Source organism: Actinosynnema sp. NPDC053489 (genome assembly GCF_044544865.1).
Lineage (GTDB): Bacteria > Actinomycetota > Actinomycetes > Mycobacteriales > Pseudonocardiaceae > Actinosynnema.
This window is the reverse complement of record NZ_JBITXT010000008.1, coordinates 304336-318863: the sequence shown is the minus strand read 5'-3', so window position 1 is coordinate 318863 and position 14528 is coordinate 304336. Positions and strand designations below refer to the sequence as shown.

The window sequence follows — 14528 nt, the reverse complement described above, 5'->3', positions numbered from 1 at the left end:
TCCTCCCTTGAGCCAGGTTTTCGCCTATCGGTCGAAAACGTGGCCGATAGTATCAGCCGAGTGGGACTGGCGGGTCACGAAGTGCTGGCAGCGGTGCTCCAGGTGAGAGCCGGGTCACTCCAGGTCATGCTGTGGGAAAGGGCCCGGGAACCGCACGCCCGCCGCTGGTCACTGCCCGGTGGCGGGCTCGGCGACGAGGAGGACGTCGAGGCGTCGATCCGCCGCCAACTGGCCGAAAAAGTCGACGTGCGACAGTTGTCACACGTCGAGCAGCTGGCCGTGTTCAGCAACCCCGAGCGCGTGCCGGGGCCGCGCCGGGTGGTCGCCACGGCGTTCCTCGGCCTGGTCCCCTCGCACATCGACCCGGTGGTGCCGTCGGACACCGGGTGGCACCCGGTGGACGCGCTGCCCGCGACCGCGTTCGACCACGAGGCCATCTGCCGCCGCGCCCGCAGCCGGCTCACGTCCAAGCTGTCCTACACGAACCTGGGCTTCGCGCTCGCGCCGCCGGAGTTCACCATCTCCGCCCTGCGGTCGCTGTACTCCGCCGCCCTCGGCTACCAGGTCTCGGCGACCAACCTCCAGCGCGTGCTGTCGCGGCGCGGGCTGCTGGAGCCGACCGGCGGCACCGTGCAGCCCGGTCCGTCCGGCGGCAGGCCGGCCGCGCTGTTCCGGTTCGTGTCCGGGGAGATGCGGGTCACCGACCCGTTCGCCGTGCTGCGACCACCGTCCACCCGTAGCTTGAGTCCGTGACCACGACGCTCCCCCTGTTCCCGCTGGGTACCGTGCTGCTGCCCGGGGCGTCCCTGCCGCTGCACGTGTTCGAGCCGCGCTACCGGCAGCTGACCGTCGACCTGGTGACGGGCGCGGTGCCCGAGCGGACGTTCGGCGTGGTGTCGATCAAGCAGGGCTGGGAGGTCGGCGCGGAGAACGTCCAGGCGCTGGCCGAGGTCGGCTGCGCGGCCGTGCTGCAGGAGGCGCGCCGGCTGCCGGACGGGCGGTTCGACCTCACCACGAGGGGCGATCGGCGGTTCCGGCTGCTGGAGGTGGACGAGGACAGCGCGCCCTACCTCGTCGCCACGGTGCAGTGGCTGCCGGACACGTCCGCGCCGCCGGAGGTCGAGGCGCTGCTCCCGCTGCTGGCGGAGAGCGCCCGGGCGGCGCACGGGCGGTACCGGCAGGCGGCGTACCAGAGCGTGGGACGACCGCCCGGTCCGGACACCCCGGTGGCCGACCTCGCCTACTCCCTGGCGGGCGACTGCCTGCTGACGCTGGAGGACCGCCAGCGGCTGCTGGAGGAGACCTCGCCCGCGCGGCGACTGCGAATGGTGCGCAAGGTGCTGCACCGCGAGGCGGGCATTCTGGACGCGTTGAGCGCCGTGCCCGCGCCGTTGTCGGAATTGGGCCACCTGCCCCATCGCAACTGATCCGGTCGGCCGATCGGTGTAGTATCCCGCGCGTGAACGCCCTGCGCGCGCTGCTGGAACTCGACCTGCCCCTGATCGCGGTGAGTTTCGCCGACGACGACAACGAGCGGGCCGCGGCGGAAGCGCGTTCCGCGGGCGTGGACGTCGCGGAATTGCGGATCGACCGGTTCTCGCGGACCGACGTCGACCACGTGCTGGGGCAGGTGCGCGCGTTCGCCGGCCTGCCGGTGCTCGCGACCGTGCGCTCGGCGGCGGAGGGCGGCGGCTGGCAGGGCGGCGAAGCGGCGCGGTTGGAGCTGTTCCGGCAGGTCGCACCCCTGGTCGACGCCGTGGACGTGGAGCTGTCGTCGCAGGAGGTCCTGGCGGACGTGGTCGCCGCCGCGCACGCGAACGACGCGCTGGCGATCGTCTCGTACCACAATTTCGACCGCACTCCCGAAATCGGCGAGCTGCGTGCGACCGCACGTGCCGCGAAAGAGGCGGGCGCGGACGTGGTGAAGATTTCCACGATGGCGACGGCGAGCGCCGACCTCCGCGTGCTGGCATCGTTGTTGGTGGATTCCGAGGACACCGAAATGGTGGTGATCGCCATGGGTGAAATCGGTACCGCGTCCCGCATCTTCTTCCCCGCGCTCGGCTCGCGGCTCACCTACACGTTCATCGGCCACGAGCCCACGTCCGGCCAACTCGATTTCGCCGAGACTTCCCGACTCGTGCGCAAGTTCCACCCCGGCTACGACCGGCACAAGGCCTCGGTGCCCGCCTGAGCGCCCCTGACCTGCGGCTGACCGTCCGCTGACCGATACGGCGAACCGAACGTTCCTCCCCTTTTCTTCGACCGATCCGCCGCGTACCTCTTCCGGGACGACGAAATTCCGGAGGGAACCCCGATGACCCTGCTCGCGGCACCGCCCAGTCCCATCGGGGCCCACCCGATGCTGGTCTTCCTGCTCCAGCTCACCGTCCTGCTCGGCGTCGCGTTCGCGCTGGGCAAGCTGGCCACCCGGCTCAACATGCCCGCCGTGGTCGGCGAGCTGGCGGCGGGCGTGATCCTCGGCCCGTCGCTGCTCGCGCACGTCGTGCCCGGCCTGTCGACCTGGCTGTTCCCGGCCGACGCCGAGCAGATCCACCTGCTCGACGCGGTCGGCCAGCTCGGCGTGCTGCTGCTGGTCGGCTTCACCGGCATGCACATCGACATGAAGCTGGTGCGCCGCAAGGGCCGGACCGCCCTCTACGTCAGCCTGGGCGGGCTGCTCATCCCCCTGGTGCTCGGCGTCGGCGTGGGCCTCGTGCTGCCCTCCGCGCTGCTCTCGGGCGGCAAGGGCGACCTGGTGTTCGCGCTGTTCCTCGGCGTGGCGATGTGCGTGAGCGCCATCCCGGTGATCGCGAAGACGCTGGTGGAGCTGCGCATCCTGCACCGCAACATCGGTCAGCTCACCATCGGCGCGGCGGCCGTGGACGACATCGTGGGCTGGTCGCTGCTGTCGGTCGTGTCCGCGATGGCCACCACCGGCCTGCGCGCCGGGCACCTGGCGCTGACCATCGGCAGCCTGGTCGCCGTGCTGGCGCTGACCTACTTCGTCGGCCGCCCGGTGGTGAAGGCCGGGCTGACCATGGCCAACAGGTCGGCCGACCCGGCGGTGACGATCGCGGTCGTGGTCGTGATGCTGCTGGCGTGCGCGGCGGGCACGCACGCGCTGGGTCTGGAGCCGATCTTCGGCACGTTCCTGTGCGGCATCCTCATCAGCACCTCGGGCATCCTCGACCGGACGAAGATCGCGCCGCTGCGGACGTTCGTGATGGGCGTGCTCGCGCCGATCTTCTTCGCCACCGCGGGCCTGCGGATGGACCTGACGCTGCTGGCCGAGCCGCAGGTGCTGCTGGCCGCGGCGGTGGTGCTGGTCATCGCCATCTGCGGCAAGTTCGTCGGCGCGTACCTGGGCGCCCGGTTGGGCAGGCTCAACCACTGGGAGGGCCTGGCCCTGGGCGCCGGGCTCAACGCGCGCGGCGTCATCGAGGTGATCGTGGCCATGGTCGGCCTGCGGCTCGGGGTGCTGACCACCGCCGGCTACACCATCGTCGTGCTGGTCGCGGTGGTGACGTCGCTGATGGCGCCGCCGATGCTGCGCTACGCCGTGAAGCGGATCGAGACCACCGAGGACGAGCGCGAGCGGGAGCGGGAGTACGCCGCTTCCTCGCAACCCTCCTGAGGTCGGGACGACGACGGGGGTCCGCCACCGCGGCGGGCCCCCGTCGTCCTGCGCGCGGGGTGGTCCCCTACCGCGGCGACCGCACACCTCCCGGCTCCGCCACGACGCGCCCCGGTCGGCCCGGGGCGGTACCGCTAGCCCAGCCGACGGCCCAGGTCGTCCAGGCCGTTCCACGCGGCCAGGCAGCCGTACGCCAGCGCCGTGCCCAGGGGCCACGCCAGCACGCCCCACCACGTCTCCAGCACGGGGGCCAGGGAGATGACGTCACCGGCCGCGGGTGCGGCGTCCAGGGCGTACCGGCTGCCGGCCGCGCCGGTGCCCGTCGACTGCGCCAGGTAGGCCGCCACGAGCGCGCCGAGCGTGGCCGCCAGCATCACCACCGGGCCGCGCCGCTCCCGCAGCAGCCACACCGCGATGCCCGTGAGCAACCCCGCGGCCAGCCCGATCAGCACGAACAGCATCAGCCCGTCGAGCCGGTGGTAGCTCTCGCCGGTGACCGGGATGAACGACCCGTCCTGCTGCGCCACCACGTTCTGCGGCGGCGCGAGCCACGCCCACAGCCATCCGGCGGGCAGGCCGGACAACGCGATCGCGGACAGCACGGAAAACGCGGGGAGCAAGTCGCGCTTCACCACGACCCGCGGCCGCTGCACCACGTAGTAGTGCTCGAACGCCGGCGCGGGTGGCACGCGAACGGACGCCGCCCGCTCGTCCACCGGTTGCTCCGCCACCCGACGACCTCCCCGCACCCGTGACCAGATGCAGGGCAGGTTACCGCGCGGAGGTGATCTCGCCGTGACGGCTGCACGTGGCCGTCCACCCGGCGGGCGTCACCTGCACCACCATCCGGCGCGCGCACTGGGCGCAGAACCGGGGCGGGTCGATCACGCCCAACCGGGACGCGCACGCGGAGTGGTCGCCCTCCGCGCGCGCCTTGCCGCAGAACCCGCAGTACGTCACGGCCTCCACCCCGGTGGTCACAGCGTCTTGCTCAGTTCCTTGATCGGCATCGACAGCTCGGACAGCATGTCGAGGTCGTCCTGCGCCGGCCTGCCGAGGTTGGTCAGGTAGTTGCCGACGATGATCGCGTTGACCCCGCCGAGCATGCCCTGCTTCGCGCCCAGGTCGCCGAACGTCAGCTCGCGGCCGCCGGCGAAGCGCAGGATCGTGCGCGGCAGGGCGAGCCGGAACGCGCCGACCGTCCGCAGCGCCTCCGGGCCCTCGACCACCGGGTAGTTCTCGTACGGCGTGCCGGGGTTGGGGATGAGGAAGTTCAGCGGCACCTCGTCGGGCTCCAGCTCCGCGAGCTGCACGGCGAACTCGGCGCGCTGCTCCAGCGACTCGCCCATGCCGATGATGCCGCCGCAGCAGACCTCCATGCCGGCCGCGCGGATCATCTTCAGCGTGTCCCACCGCTCCTGCCACGAGTGCGTGGTGACCACGTTCGGGAAGTGGGAGCGGGCCGTCTCCAGGTTGTGGTTGTAGCGGTGGACGCCCATCTCCACCAGCTCGTCCACCTGCTCCTGGGTGAGCATGCCGAGCGAGCACGCGATCTGGATGTCGTTGCCGTCCTCGCGGATGGCCTTGATGCCGTCGCGCACCTGGGACAGCAGCCGCTTGTCCGGCCCGCGCACGGCCGCGACGATGCAGAACTCGGTCGCGCCGGTCTCGGCGGTCTGCCGGGCGGCCCGCACCAGGCCGGGGATGTCCAGCCAGGCCGAGCGCACCGGCGAGGGGAACTGCCCGGACTGCGAGCAGAAGTGGCAGTCCTCGGGGCAGCCGCCGGTCTTCAGCGAGACGATGCCCTCGACCTCGACCTCGGGCCCGCACCAGCGCATCCGCACCGCGTGCGCCAGCTCCAGCAGCTCCGGGATGCGCTCGTCGGGCAACCGCAGGACTTCGAGCACCTGCTCCTCGGACAGCCCGACGCCCTGCTCCAGCACCTGCTCGCGGGCAACGCCGAGGACATCGACCTGTTCGGGGGCTGCGGTCACGACTTCTCCCTCGTCAACTCCGGCGGTGGTCCGTCGTGCAGTCTGCCGCACTCACCCCGGCGGACCCCAGCGATGTGCGTCACTGGTTCGGTCGAGCACGGCGCGGACGACGTCAGCAGGCGTGCGGCGCGGCGAACTTCTCCGGGTCGAACGTGCCGCCGAACCACGGCGACAGGCCGTCCCGCGCCGCCTCCACGAACTCGTCGCGGCCCAGCGCCGCCGCGCCGTCCGGCAGCACGCCCAGCAGCGGCGCGCCCGCGGCCTCGGGCAGGTCGACCAGGTTGGTCCGCGCGGCCAGGTCCGGGTTCGCGGGCCACCGGCCGACCACGACGCCGACGGACTCCAGGCCGCGGCGCAGCAGCGCCTCGGCCGTCAGCGCGGTCATGTTCAGCGTGCCCAGGCCCGGGTGGGCGACGACCAGCACCGGCGCGTTGAGCGCCCACGCCGCGTCGGCGATGGTCGAGCCCTGGTCGTCGAACCGCACCAGCAGCCCGCCCGCCCCCTCGACCAGCACCAGGTCGTGCGTCTCGTCCAGCGCCGCGGCCGCGGAGGCCACCTCGCTGGGGTGCACGGTGGGCAGGCCCGACCGGCGCGCGGCCGTGGCGGGTGCCAGCGGTTCCGGGTACCGGCGCAGCTCGCGGGTGGTGACGGGCCCGGCGAGGCGGACCACCTCGGCGAGGTCTCCCGGTTCGCCGTGGGCGATGCCGGTCTGCGCGGGCTTGAGCACGGCGACCCGTCGACCGTCGGCCGCGGCCAGTGCCGCCAGGGCGGCGACGACCACGGTCTTGCCGACCTCGGTGCCCGTGCCGGTGATCACGAGGACGCTCACGGAATCTCACCCTATGCCTACACGGAGCGTTGCGGACCTCCGCGTTCTACAGTCACCGCTATGAGTGAGATCGTTCTCTACGGGGCGAACTGGTGCGGTGACTGCCGGCGGGCGAAGGCGTGGCTGCGGGAGCACGAAGTGCCCTTCACCGACGTCGACGTCGAACACGACGACGCGGCTCGCGACAAGGCGATCGAGATCGCCGGCGGGCGCAAGAACATCCCGGTGGTCGTGCTGCCCGACGGCCGCGTCCTGGTGGAGCCGACCGACACCGAGCTGGCCGCCGCGGTCCACGGCTGACATGGGCCGGAGCGGCAGGCGCAAGCGGCGTCGGCAGCGGACCGGGCGCGCGGTCGCCGGGACCACCGCGGTCGAGCCGGTCGCGCGGGGGAACTGGTTCCGGCGCCAGGGCGGCGGCGTGCAGACCCTCGTCGTCCTGGGCGGCATCGCGCTCCTGGTCGTCGGGCACGTGCTGCTGTGGGGCACGGTGTTCCCCGCCGTCGGCGCGGTCGTCGGCCCGGTGCCGGTCGTGTCGACGGTGACCGGGTGGCTGTTCGGCGGCGGCGCGTTCCTGGCGTGGGGCGTCTACGCCGTCAACCACGACACGGCGAAACCGGAAGCGGTGCGCCGCCTGCGGACCGTCGCGTGGGTGTGGAGCGCGGTCGCCGCGCTGTGCGTCCCGACCGGCTACGCCGACGGCATCAGCCTGCCGGTGGACTTCTGGGCCGGCGTGTACGCCGGCGCGTACGGCGTGGTCGCCGCCCCCCTGGCGGTCGGCGTGGTGGCCCTGGGCTGGTGGCTGCTGGTCACCAAGCTCGCCCGGCGCAGGGGCGAGCCGAGCCACCAGGCCATCGGGTGGATCTGCGTCGGCTACGCCGTGCTGCTGCTGGTGTGGGGCTCAACGCTGCTGCGCCTGTGACGCCTCGGCCGCGGCGACGACGGCGTCGGCGATCGCGGCCACGTCGTCGTCCGTGCTGATGAACGGCGGCATGGTGTAGATCAGGTCGCGGAACGGGCGCAGCCACACGCCGCGGTCGACGGCCGCCGCGGTGGCGGCGGCCACGTCCACCGGGTGGTCCAGCTGCACCACGCCGATCGCGCCGAGCACCCGCACGTCGCCGCGCGCCCCCGCGAGGCCCGACCGCAGCCCCTCCTCGATCCGCCGCACGGACGACCGCCAGTCCTGCGCCAGCAGCAGATCGGTGGACGCCAGCGCGACCGCCGAGGCCAGCGGGTTGCCCATGAACGTCGGCCCGTGCGCCAGCACCGGCACCTCGCCGCGCGAGATGCCGTCGGCCACCGCGGGCGTGCACAGGGCCGCCGCCAGGGACAGGTAGCCACCGGTCAACGCCTTGCCGACGCACATGATGTCGGGGCTGACGCCGGCGTGGTCGGCGGCGAACAGCTCGCCGGTGCGCCCGAAGCCCGTGGCGATCTCGTCGAAGATCAGCAGCACGTCGTTGGCCAGCGTCAGCTCCCGCAGCACGTGCAGGTAGCGAGGGTCGTGGAACCGCATGCCGCCCGCGCCCTGCACCACCGGCTCCACGATCACCGCGGCCAGCTCGCCGGCGTGCCGCTCGACGAGGTCCGCCAGCTCCTGCACGTACGCGGTCTCCAGCTCGCGCGGCGGCGCGGGCGCGAACACCTGCTCGGGCAGCACGCCCCGCCACAGGGCGTGCATCCCGCCCTCCGGGTCGCACACCGACATCGGCTGGAACGTGTCGCCGTGGTACCCGCCGCGCCACGTCAGCAGCCGCCGCTTCTCCGGTCGCCCGCGCGAGCGCCAGTGCTGCAGCGCCATCTTGACCGCGACCTCGACCGACACCGACCCGGAGTCGCACAGGAACACGTGCCGCAACGGCTCGGGCGTGATCTCGACCAGGCGCGCGGCCAGCGCCACCGCGGGCTCGTGGGTGAGGCCGCCGAACATCACGTGGCTCATCCGGCCGAGCTGGTCGCGCACCGCCGCGTCCAGCACGGGGTGCCGGTAGCCGTGGATCGCGGCCCACCACGACGACATGCCGTCGACCAGCTCGCGCCCGTCGTCCAGCCGGAGCCGGACACCCTCGGCCGAGGAGACGACCAGCGGCTCGTGGGTGCCCGGCATCGGGCCGTACGGGTGCCAGACGTGCGCCCGGTCCAGCTTCAGCAGCTCATCGCGCTCCACGGGGAGTCAGGCTAACCGGCAGCGATTCCAGGCCGCGGATGAGCGTGCCGTCCCGCCACCGCAGCGAGTCCGGGTCCGCGGCGGGCTCCACGTCGAACCGGTCCAGCAGCGACCCGATGGCGATCTCGCCCTCCATCCGGGCCAGCGGCGCGCCCAGGCAGTAGTGGATGCCGTGGCCGAACGCCAGGTGCCCGGCCGCCTGCCGGGTCACGTCGAACCGGTCCGGGTCCGGGAACCGGGAGCCGTCGCGGTTGCCGGCGGCCAGCGACACCACCACGACGCTGTCCTTCGGGATCACCACGTCGCCCAGCTCCACGTCCTCGTTGGTGTAGCGGAACGTGGCCTGGTTGACCGGGCTCTCGAAGCGCAGGACCTCCTCGACCGCGCCGGGCAGCAGCGACCGGTCGGCGCGCAGCTTCTCGAGCTGGTCGGGGTTGCGCAGCAGGTGGTGCACGCCGTTGGCGATCAGGTTGACCGTCGTCTCGTGGCCGGCGACCAGCAGCAGGAACGCCATCGCGATGAGTTCCATCGGGGCGAGCCGGTCGCCGTCCTCGTCGGCGTGCACCAGGGCCGAGAAGAAGTCGTCACCGGGGTTCGCCCGCTTGTGCGCGACCAGCTCCTGGAGGTAGGCGGCCATCTTGGCGCCCGCATCCTGGAGCGCCCCCGGTGTGCGGTTGCCCCCGCTGACCAGGACGTTCGACCAGACGCGGAACTCGTCGCGCCGGTCGAGCGGCACGTCGAGCATCTCGCAGATCACCGTGATCGGCAGCGGGAACGCCAGCGCGTCGACCAGGTCGACCTCGCCCTTCTCCCCCGCCTCGTCCAGCAGCCGGTCGGTGATCTCCTGGATGCGCGGCCGGAGCTGCTCGACCCGGCGGGCGGTGAACGCCTTGGTGACGAGCTTGCGCAGCCGGGTGTGGTGCGGCGGGTCCATGTTCAGCATGTGCTGCACCAGGGACTCGTCGAACAGCGACGGCTCGTTGTCCGCCAGCTGGTTGTGCGCCATGACCTCCGGGAAGCGCTCGAAGTGCTTGCTGAACCGGGCGTCGGCGAGCGCGAGCCGCGCCTCCTCGTACCGGGTGACCAACCAGACCCTGGTGCCGCGCGGCAGCACCACCTGGCTCGCCGCCGCCTCCCGGCGCAGCCGCGCGTGGTAGGCGTGCGGGTCGGCGAAGTAGTCCTCGCCGAGCACGTCGAGACCGGCGATCTGCTCCCCCAAAGGGATCCCCTCCTCGTTTGAGTTAACCCTGTTCACTCAAACGAACCGAGGCCCCCTCTTGTCCCCGCCGACCCACTATGTCACCCGATCAGCCCAAGCACCCCGGGCCGAGCAGAGCCTTCAAATCGCCCATCAGGGACGGAGTGGGAGTAACCCGAAGGGCGTCGTCCAGCTTGAGCAACGTGTTGCGGCTGCTGTTGATCACGAGGTTGAGGTGCACCTCGGTGGTGCCGGGGTGCGCGGAGAGCACTTCCTTCAACGACGTCACCAGCTTCGGGTCGCAGCGCGACGCCGACACCTTCAACTTCAGCGCCTGCGCGCCCAGCTCCGACAGGTCCGGCACGACCAGGTCGTTGGCGATCAGCGAGATCCGGTCCTCCCGCTTGGCCACCCGCGCCTTCACCAGCACGATCGCGTCCTCGGCGACCGACATGCCGTGCACGACGTAGCTCTTGGGGAAGAACAGCACCTCGATGCCACCGGCCAGGTCCTCGAGCTGCGCAGACGCCCACGGCTCGCCGTTCTTGTTCACCCGGCGGGTGACCGACGCGAGGATGCCGCCCAGCGTGACCTGCGTGCCGTCGGGCACGTCGCCTTCCAGGATGCGCGGGATCGTGGTGTCCGAGTAGGAGCCGAGCACCTGCTCCACGCCGTTGAGCGGGTGGCCGGAGACGTACAGGCCCAGCATCTCCCGCTCCAGCGTGAGCTGGTGCTTGGACTCCCAGTGCTCGTCGGGGATCTTCACGTCGAACACCGACGTGCCCTCGTCGCCGCCCGCCTCGCCGAACAGGTCGAACTGGCCGCGCGCCTCTTCCTTCTTGGTCAGCATGATCGCGTCGACCGCCTCGACGTGCACCATGTGCAGGCCCTTGCGCGGGTGGCCGAGCGAGTCGAACGCGCCCGCCTTGATCAGCGACTCGACGACCTTCTTGTTGCACGCCTGCACGTCGACCTTGCGCAGGAAGTCGGAGAAGTCCGCGAACTTCCCCTTCTCCTTGCGGGTCTTGATGATCGCGTCGACCACGTTCGCGCCGACGTTGCGGATCGCGCCCAGGCCGAACCGGATGTCGTCGCCGACCGCGACGAACTCCCGCTCCGACTCGTTGACGTCCGGCGGGAGCACCGTGATGCCCATCCGGCGGCACTCGGCCAGGTAGACCGCCGACTTGTCCTTGTTGTCCGAGTTCGTGGTGAGCAGGGCGGCCATGTACTCGCCGGGGTAGTTCGCCTTGAGGTACGCCGTCCAGTACGCGATCAGGCCGTACGCGGCGGAGTGCGCCTTGTTGAAGGCGTAGTCGGCGAACGGGACCAGGATGTCCCACAGGGTCTTGATGGCCTCCGGCGAGTAGCCGTTGTCCAGCATGCCCTGCTCGAAGCCAGTGAACTCCTTGTCCAGGATCTCCTTCTTCTTCTTGCCCATCGCGCGGCGGAGCAGGTCCGCTTGGGCCAGCGAGTAGCCCGCCACCTTCCGCGCGATCGCCATGACCTGCTCCTGGTACACGATCAGGCCGTAGGTCGTGTCCAGGATCTCGGCCAGCGGCTCGGCCAGCTCCGGGTGGATCGGCACGATCTCCTGCTGCTTGTTCTTGCGCAGCGCGTAGTTCGTGTGCGAGTTCGCGCCCATCGGGCCCGGCCGGTAGAGCGCGATGACGGCCGAGACGTCCTCGAAGTTGTCCGGGCGCATCAGCCGCAGCAGGTCGCGCAGCGCGCCGCCGTCGAGCTGGAACACGCCCAGGGTGTCGCCGCGGCCGAGCAGGTCGTAGGTCTTCTTGTCGTCCAGCGGCACGGTCGAGATGTCGACCTCGCCCTTGCCGTTGAGCGCGATGTTCTTCAGCGCGTCGTCGATCGTGGTGAGGTTGCTCAGGCCCAGGAAGTCCATCTTCAGCAGGCCGAGCGTCTCGCACGTCGGGTAGTCGAACTGGGTGATGATCGACCCGTCCTGCGGGCGCATCCAGACCGGGATGTGGTCCGTCAGCGGCTCCGCGGACATGATCACCGCGCAGGCGTGCACGCCCGCGTTGCGGATCAGGCCCTCCAGCCCGCGGCCGGTGTCGATGATCTCCTTGACCTGCGGGTCCGTCTCGTACAGCGCCCGGACCTCGGCGGCCTCGGAGTAGCGCTTGTGCGCCGGGTCGAACACGCCCGCCAGCGGGATGTCCTTGCCCATGACGGCGGGCGGCATCGCCTTGGAGATGCGGTCGGCCACCGCGTAGCCCGGCTGCCCGTACAGCACGCGGGCGGAGTCCTTGATCGCGGCCTTCGCCTTGATCGTGCCGAACGTGATCACCTGGGCGACCTTGTCGACGCCCCACTTCTCGGTGACGTACCGGATCACGTCACCGCGCCGGCGCTCGTCGAAGTCGATGTCGATGTCGGGCGGGCTGACGCGGTCGGGGTTGAGGAACCGCTCGAAGATCAGGCCGTGGGCCAGCGGGTCGAGGTCGGTGATGCCCATCGCGTACGCGATCAGCGCGCCCGCGGCGGACCCGCGGCCGGGGCCGACGCGGATGCCGTTGGCCTTGGCCCAGTTGATGAAGTCGGCGACCACCAGGAAGTAGGACGGGAAGCCCATCTGGAGGATGACGCCGATCTCGAACTCGACCTGCTGCCGGTGCACCTCGTCGACGCCGTCGGGGAACCGGCGGCGCATGCCCTCCCACACCTGCTCGCGGAAGTAGTCGGCCTCCGACATGCCCTCGGGCACGGGGTAGCGCGGCATCAGGTTCTGGAAGGCGAACATGCCGGTGGTGTCGACCTTCTCGGCCACCAGCAGGGTGTTGCGGCACCCCTCCTGCCACGGGTCCGAGGAGTCGATCGCGCGCATCTCCTCGGGCGACTTGAGGTAGTAGCCCGTGCCGTCGAACTTGAACCGGCTGGGGTCCTGCAGCGTCTTGCCGGTCTGCACGCACAGCAGCGCCTCGTGCGCCTCGCGGTCCTCGGCGTAGGTGTAGTGCGAGTCGTTGGTCACCACGAACGGGATGGCGAGCTTCTTGGCGATGTCCAGCAGCCCGCCCCGGACCCGGCTCTCGATCTCGATGCCGTGGTCCATCAGCTCGACGAAGAAGTTGTCCGCGCCGTAGATGTCGCGCCACTTCGCGGCGGCCTCCAGGGCCTCCTTCTCGTGGCCGAGGCGGAGCCTGGTCTGCACCTCGCCGGACGGGCAGCCGGTCGTGGCCATCAGGCCCGCCGAGTGCTCGGCGATCAGCTCGGCGTCCATCCGGGGCCACTTGCCCAGCTGGCCCTCGGTGGAGGCCCGGCTGGAGAGCTTCATCAGGTTGTGCAGGCCCTCGTTCGTGCGGGCCCAGATCGTCTGGTGGGTGTACGCGCCGCTGGCGGAGACGTCGTCGGCCTTCTGCCCCGGGTCGCCCCACGTCACGCGCTTCTTGTTGAAGCGCGAGTCCGGGGCCAGGTACGCCTCGATGCCGATGACCGGCTTGATGCCCGCGGCGGTCGCCTGCTTGTAGAAGTCGTACGCGCCGTACATGTTGCCGTGGTCGGTGATCGCGGCGGCGGGCATGCCCATCCGCTCGCACTCGGCGAACATGTCCTTCAGCTTCGCCGCGCCGTCGAGCATCGAGTACTCGGTGTGCACGTGGAGGTGCACAAACGAGTCGGACACCCAAACCCCCCTGGAGATCGCAGCGGGCCCGGGACGAAGCGCGGGCGAGACGTCGGCGAGCCTATCCCGACAACGGTCCGCGGTCGCGCCACGGGGGTCGCGTGTCGCCCGGGTCGATGCCGCGCGGATCCGCTCAGGCGGGTAGCGTTCAAGGTGTGGTAGCGCCGGACCCCGTCGACGCCCGTCTCCTGGCCATGATCGCCGAGATGGGCCGTGCCGCCGTGCACGAGGTGGCCGCACGGCTGGGCATGGACCCGCGGGAGGCCGCCACCCGGCTGATCACGTTGTCCGGCAGCGGGTTGCCGCTGCTCGTCGGCGTGGAGTGCGACCCGAACGGCATCCGCAAGGCACTGGCCAACAGCGTGGCGTGGGGCAACTACGCGGGCCCCGGCGGGCAGGCCGTGCGCGGCGCGGCCGGCGGACCGCACCCGCCCGGCCCGGCGCACGGCACCCCGTCGGGCTCCTACCCCGGCCACCCCGTGCCGCAGGGCCCGCCCAGCACCCCGTTCCCGGCGCAGCCCGGCACCGGTCCGCAGCACGTGCCGTCCGGCCCGGTGCGCGTGCCGGAGCCGATGAGCACGTGGGGCGTGCCCGGCACGTCCGGCTGGGCGCGCGGCGACCAGGCACCCGCGCCGCGCTCGCGCACCGGCAAGATCGGCAGCACGCTGGAGACCGAGGGCCTGGAGGGCGCGCGGTTCACCATCCAGCTCGTGGAGGTGGTCGACCCGGCGGACTTCCTGTTCACCGCGGCCGGCTACAAGCTGGCACCGGGCGAGCGCGCCGTGGTCGTGCACACCGAGCTGGCGAACATCGGCCAGGTGCCGTTCAACGCCCTGCCGGACATGTACCTGGTCCTGATGACCAACAAGGGCGAGACGGTGGGCAAGGCCCCGGTCTCGCTGTCCTCCCGGCCGCCGCACAAGATCGGCGTGCAGCCGGGCGAGACCGCGGGCGGGCACACCGTCTACGTGCTGCCCGAGGACACCGTGATCTTCTCGGTGCGCTGGAGCGCCCGCCCCGAGGCCGACCTCAACACCCTGGTCTGGACGATCGACGACTGACG

General features: G+C 71.5%; 14 protein-coding genes. 7 read left to right on the top strand and 7 right to left on the bottom strand.

Annotated features, from left to right (window positions below; all coding sequences use genetic code 11):
- The first annotated feature begins 81 nt into the window (after positions 1-81).
- The 4 genes from ACIGNX_RS21155 to ACIGNX_RS21140 all read left to right on the top strand — a co-directional run bounded on the left by ACIGNX_RS21155 (position 82) and on the right by ACIGNX_RS21140 (position 3637).
- A complete protein-coding gene (locus tag ACIGNX_RS21155) occupies positions 82-753 on the top strand; it encodes an NrtR DNA-binding winged helix domain-containing protein (protein WP_396542469.1) in 672 nt (223 codons plus the stop codon).
- Positions 750-1427, top strand: a complete 678-nt coding sequence (locus tag ACIGNX_RS21150) for an LON peptidase substrate-binding domain-containing protein (protein ID WP_396542362.1) — start codon at positions 750-752, stop codon at positions 1425-1427. Before ACIGNX_RS21155 ends, ACIGNX_RS21150 begins: the two co-directional genes overlap by 4 nt.
- Before the next feature lie 32 nt (positions 1428-1459).
- The gene (locus tag ACIGNX_RS21145; protein ID WP_396542361.1) at positions 1460-2194 is read left to right on the top strand and encodes a type I 3-dehydroquinate dehydratase; all 735 of its coding nucleotides are present in this window, start codon (positions 1460-1462) and stop codon (positions 2192-2194) included.
- A 123-nt stretch (positions 2195-2317) separates the two neighbouring features.
- Positions 2318-3637, top strand: a complete 1320-nt coding sequence (locus tag ACIGNX_RS21140; protein ID WP_396542360.1) for a cation:proton antiporter — start codon at positions 2318-2320, stop codon at positions 3635-3637.
- 134 nt (positions 3638-3771) lie between these two features.
- Here the strand turns inward: ACIGNX_RS21140 and ACIGNX_RS21135 are convergent, their stop codons facing one another.
- The 4 genes from ACIGNX_RS21135 to bioD form a co-directional block, all read right to left on the bottom strand.
- Positions 3772-4368, bottom strand: a complete 597-nt coding sequence (locus ACIGNX_RS21135; protein ID WP_396542359.1) for a DUF2567 domain-containing protein — start codon at positions 4366-4368, stop codon at positions 3772-3774.
- 40 nt (positions 4369-4408) lie between these two features.
- Entirely contained in the window at positions 4409-4618 is a 210-nt protein-coding gene (locus ACIGNX_RS21130) for a hypothetical protein (protein ID WP_396542358.1), read from the bottom strand.
- Positions 4615-5631, bottom strand: coding sequence for a biotin synthase BioB (gene bioB / locus ACIGNX_RS21125; RefSeq protein ID WP_396542357.1), 1017 nt, complete (start codon positions 5629-5631; stop codon positions 4615-4617). The genes ACIGNX_RS21130 and bioB overlap by 4 nt, the downstream gene beginning before the upstream one ends.
- 112 nt (positions 5632-5743) lie before the next feature.
- Positions 5744-6460, bottom strand: a complete 717-nt coding sequence (gene bioD, locus ACIGNX_RS21120; protein WP_396542356.1) for a dethiobiotin synthase — start codon at positions 6458-6460, stop codon at positions 5744-5746.
- Positions 6461-6520: 60 nt separating this feature from the next.
- On the opposite strand from bioD, the gene ACIGNX_RS21115 reads away from it, so the two are divergent.
- Positions 6521-6760 (top strand): glutaredoxin family protein, encoded by a 240-nt coding sequence (locus ACIGNX_RS21115; RefSeq protein ID WP_396542355.1) that lies wholly within the window; start codon positions 6521-6523, stop codon positions 6758-6760.
- 1 nt (position 6761) lies between these two features.
- Positions 6762-7379, top strand: a complete 618-nt coding sequence (locus tag ACIGNX_RS21110) for a hypothetical protein (protein ID WP_396542354.1) — start codon at positions 6762-6764, stop codon at positions 7377-7379.
- Here the strand turns inward: ACIGNX_RS21110 and ACIGNX_RS21105 are convergent.
- The 3 genes from ACIGNX_RS21105 to dnaE form a co-directional block, all read right to left on the bottom strand.
- A complete protein-coding gene (locus tag ACIGNX_RS21105) occupies positions 7359-8627 on the bottom strand; it encodes an adenosylmethionine--8-amino-7-oxononanoate transaminase (RefSeq protein WP_396542353.1) in 1269 nt (422 codons plus the stop codon). The genes ACIGNX_RS21110 and ACIGNX_RS21105 overlap by 21 nt on opposite strands.
- A complete protein-coding gene (locus tag ACIGNX_RS21100) occupies positions 8614-9846 on the bottom strand; it encodes a cytochrome P450 (protein WP_396542352.1) in 1233 nt (410 codons plus the stop codon). Before ACIGNX_RS21100 ends, ACIGNX_RS21105 begins: the two co-directional genes overlap by 14 nt.
- Positions 9847-9934: 88 nt before the next feature.
- Positions 9935-13465 (bottom strand): DNA polymerase III subunit alpha, encoded by a 3531-nt coding sequence (gene dnaE, locus ACIGNX_RS21095; protein WP_396542351.1) that lies wholly within the window; start codon positions 13463-13465, stop codon positions 9935-9937.
- A gap of 155 nt (positions 13466-13620) precedes the next feature.
- Here dnaE and ACIGNX_RS21090 point away from each other — a divergent pair, with 155 nt between their 5' ends.
- Positions 13621-14526 (top strand): AsnC family protein, encoded by a 906-nt coding sequence (locus ACIGNX_RS21090; RefSeq protein ID WP_396542350.1) that lies wholly within the window; start codon positions 13621-13623, stop codon positions 14524-14526.
- Positions 14527-14528: the final 2 nt, after the last annotated feature.